This window comes from Janibacter sp. CFPM2_SD2 (assembly GCF_057364645.1).
Map to the genome: position 1 here is coordinate 1 of NZ_JBNFOF010000264.1, position 3,156 is coordinate 3,156.

Consider the following 3,156-nt stretch of genomic DNA (forward strand, 5'->3'; position numbering starts at 1 on the left):
CGTCGACGAGACGACCGACCCGACACGGGGCGCCGTGCAGCAGCCACCGGCGCAGCGCGTTCGACGTGCTCGGCCGAGTCGACGGCGATGCTCACCTCCTGCAGCGCCTGCTCGTCGGCGGCGAGCGCGGTGAGCGCCTCGCGGTCGACGCTCGGGTAGGCGACGAAGACGTCGCGCACGCCGTGCCCGACGAGCCACAGCGCCTCGGGCAGCGAGTAGGCCATCACCCCGGCGAAGCCAGGCGTCGCCAGGGCCCGCTCGAGCAGGTGGCGCACCCGGATCGACTTGCTCGCCACCCGGATCGGGCGCCACCGGCCCGCCGCACGAGGTCGGCGGCGTTGGCGTCGTAGGCATCGAGGTCCACGACGGCGAAGGGGGCGGACCTCCCCTTCGTCGCCCGGTCCCACGTCTCGAAGCTCGTCACCCGACCGACGCTACCGGCTGGTCACCACCGGCGCGGGGGACGCGCGACGTTCGACTGGGCGTCACCTGCTCGTCATGTCGATGCCGCCCGGGGTGACCCGCGCCTCCCTAGGTTCGGCTGGTCACCCCTGCTCACCCCCGCCCGTCGTCGGGCGGATCTCCCGGAGGAACCTGATGACGCCCCCTCGCAACGACCGCCCCCTGCTGCCCCTGGCCACCGGCCACCGTGACGGCGGCCGCGCCGCCGCGACCTGCACCTGGAAGTGCAACGACGCCTGCAGCAAGCCGGTCCCCAACACCTCGGACAACGACTACTTCGGTGACGTCGTCGCCGCCTCGCGTCGCTCCGTGCTCAAGGCCGGCGGCGCCGCCGCGGCCCTCGCCGGTCTGACGACCGTCGCCACCGGCGCGGCCACCCCCGCCGCCGCTGCCGGACCGGGCAAGAAGGCCCCCTTCGGCTTCACCCCGATCTCCCCGGTGCCCGCCGGCACCGACGAGGTCGTCGTCCCCGAGGGCTTCCAGTGGGCCCCGGTCATCGCCTGGGGTGACCCGATCCTCAAGGGCGCACCGGCCTTCGACTTCGACCACCAGACCGCCGCCGCGCAGGCCGGCCAGATGGGCTACAACTGCGACTACGTCGGTGTCGTGCGCACCAAGGGCGCGAACAACGCGGTGCTCGTCGTCAACAACGAGTACACGAACAACAACCTCATGTTCCACGGCTACACGACCGCGGCCGCGATGACCGACGACCAGGTCCGGATCACCATGAACGCCCACGGCATGACCGTCGTGGAGATGTCGCGCAAGAACCCCAACAGCAAGTGGGTCTACACCAAGGGCGCGCCGCTCAACCGCCGCATCACGGCCACCACCCCCTTCGAGCTCGTCGGCCCGGCCCGCGGCAGCGACCTCGTCAAGACCTCCGCCGACCCGGCCGGCACGACGCCCCTGGGCACCTTCGGCAACTGCGCCGGGGGCACGACGCCGTGGGGCACGATCCTCTCCGGCGAGGAGAACTTCAACGGCTACTTCACCCAGCCGGCCGCCCCGACCGCCGACCTCAGGGGCCAGGCCGCCAAGCGCTACGGCCTCGCCGGCGGCAGCACGAGCCAGCACAACTGGGACCGCCTCGACTCCCGCTTCGACCTGACGAAGGAGCCCAACGAGGCGCACCGCCACGGCTGGGTCATCGAGTCGACCCGAGCGACCCGACCGCTCCCCCGCGCAAGCTCTCCGCGCTCGGCCGCCTCAAGCACGAGGGCGCCAACGTCGTCATCGCCGACGACGGCCACGTCGTCGCCTACATGGGTGACGACGAGCGCTTCGACTACATGTACAAGTTCGTGTCGAAGCGGACCTACCGCGAGGGCGACCGCGCCCACAACAAGACCCTCCTCGAGGAGGGCGACCTCTACGTCGCGAAGTTCACCGGCGACGGCGCCGCGGACGGCGAGCACGACGGCACCGGCCAGTGGCTGCCGCTCGTCGTCGGTGGCGAGTCCAAGGTCGACGGCATGAGTGTCGAGGAGGTCCTCGTCTACACCCGCGTCGCCGCCGACAAGGTCGGCCCGACGAAGATGGACCGCCCCGAGGACGTCGAGGTCAACCCGGTCAACCGCCGCGTCTACGCCGCCTTGACCAACAACTCGGCCCGCACCCCCACGCAGGTCGACGAGGCCAACCCGCGCGCCAACAACAAGCACGGCCAGGTCCTCGAGATCACCGAGGACGGCGGCGACCACACCGGCACGACCTTCGCGTGGAAGCTCGTCCTCATCTGCGGTGACCCCAATGACCCGCAGACCTACTTCAACGGCTACGACACGTCGCAGGTCAGCCCGATCTCCTGCCCGGACAACGTCGCCTTCGACGGTGACGGCAACCTGTGGGTCGCCACCGACGGCAACGCCCTGGGCCACTGCGACGGCATGTACCTCATGCCGCTCGAGGGCGCCCACAAGGGACACCTGCAGCAGTTCCTCTCGGTGCCGGCGCACGCCGAGTGCTGCGGCCCGCTCATCGAGTGGGACGACCGCGTCGTCTTCGCCGCGATCCAGCACCCGGGCGAGTCGGACGGCGCCACCACCGCCGCCCCGACGAGCCTCTTCCCCTACCAGGGCAACACGCAGCCCCGCCCCTCGGTCATCATGATCTGGCCCGCGGCGAAGGGCGGCAAGGGCGCCGGTCAGGGCAAGGGCAAGAACAACGGCAAGGGCGCTGGCAAGGGCAACGGCAAGGGCTGATCCCAGCCCGAGGCAGCACCCGCAGGGCCGTCCGCGACATCTGTCGCGGGCGGCCCTGCGCCGTGTCGTGCGCTCGCCCGGCCCACGGCGTCCTCGCTCGCCGTGGCAGGGTGAGCGGCATGCGCTCCCGTCGTGGCTCGGTCGTGGTCCGTGGCCTCGGCGTGGGGGCTGGCGCTGGGGCTGGGGGCTGGGCACGGCACTCGGTGGGTGCGGCGGCGGGGCGAGCGAGGACCCGGTGCCGGCGAGCGGCTCGACCTCCTCGACGACGTCGAGCACGTCGACGAGCTCGACGCGACCACGGCGACCACCTCGACCACCGGCGGGGCCTCCCCTTCGTCCTCGGCGCGGAGCGACCCACCCCAGCCCGCCGACGCCCGAGACGCCGGCCTCGCCGACGTCGACACCGGCGCGGAGGCGATGACCCTCGACGTCCCCGCGCTCGACCTGACCGCGCAGCTGTCACCGCAGGCACTGCGCGACGGACGCC

The 3,156-nt window shown here is 72.2% G+C and carries 1 protein-coding gene and 2 pseudogenes; 2 read left to right on the forward strand and 1 reads right to left on the reverse strand.

Annotated features, from left to right (window positions below; genetic code table 11):
- A pseudogene (locus AC2W7J_RS16925) lies at positions 1-407 on the reverse strand (hypothetical protein); the annotation flags it as partial.
- A gap of 190 nt (positions 408-597) precedes the next feature.
- Between AC2W7J_RS16925 and AC2W7J_RS16930 the strand changes: the two are divergent.
- Together AC2W7J_RS16930 and AC2W7J_RS16935 are read left to right on the forward strand one after the other, a co-directional pair.
- A pseudogene (locus AC2W7J_RS16930) lies at positions 598-2,669 on the forward strand (PhoX family protein).
- 132 nt (positions 2,670-2,801) lie between these two features.
- On the forward strand, positions 2,802-3,156 hold a 355-nt coding region (locus AC2W7J_RS16935), incomplete at its 3' end, for a hypothetical protein (RefSeq protein ID WP_485983843.1).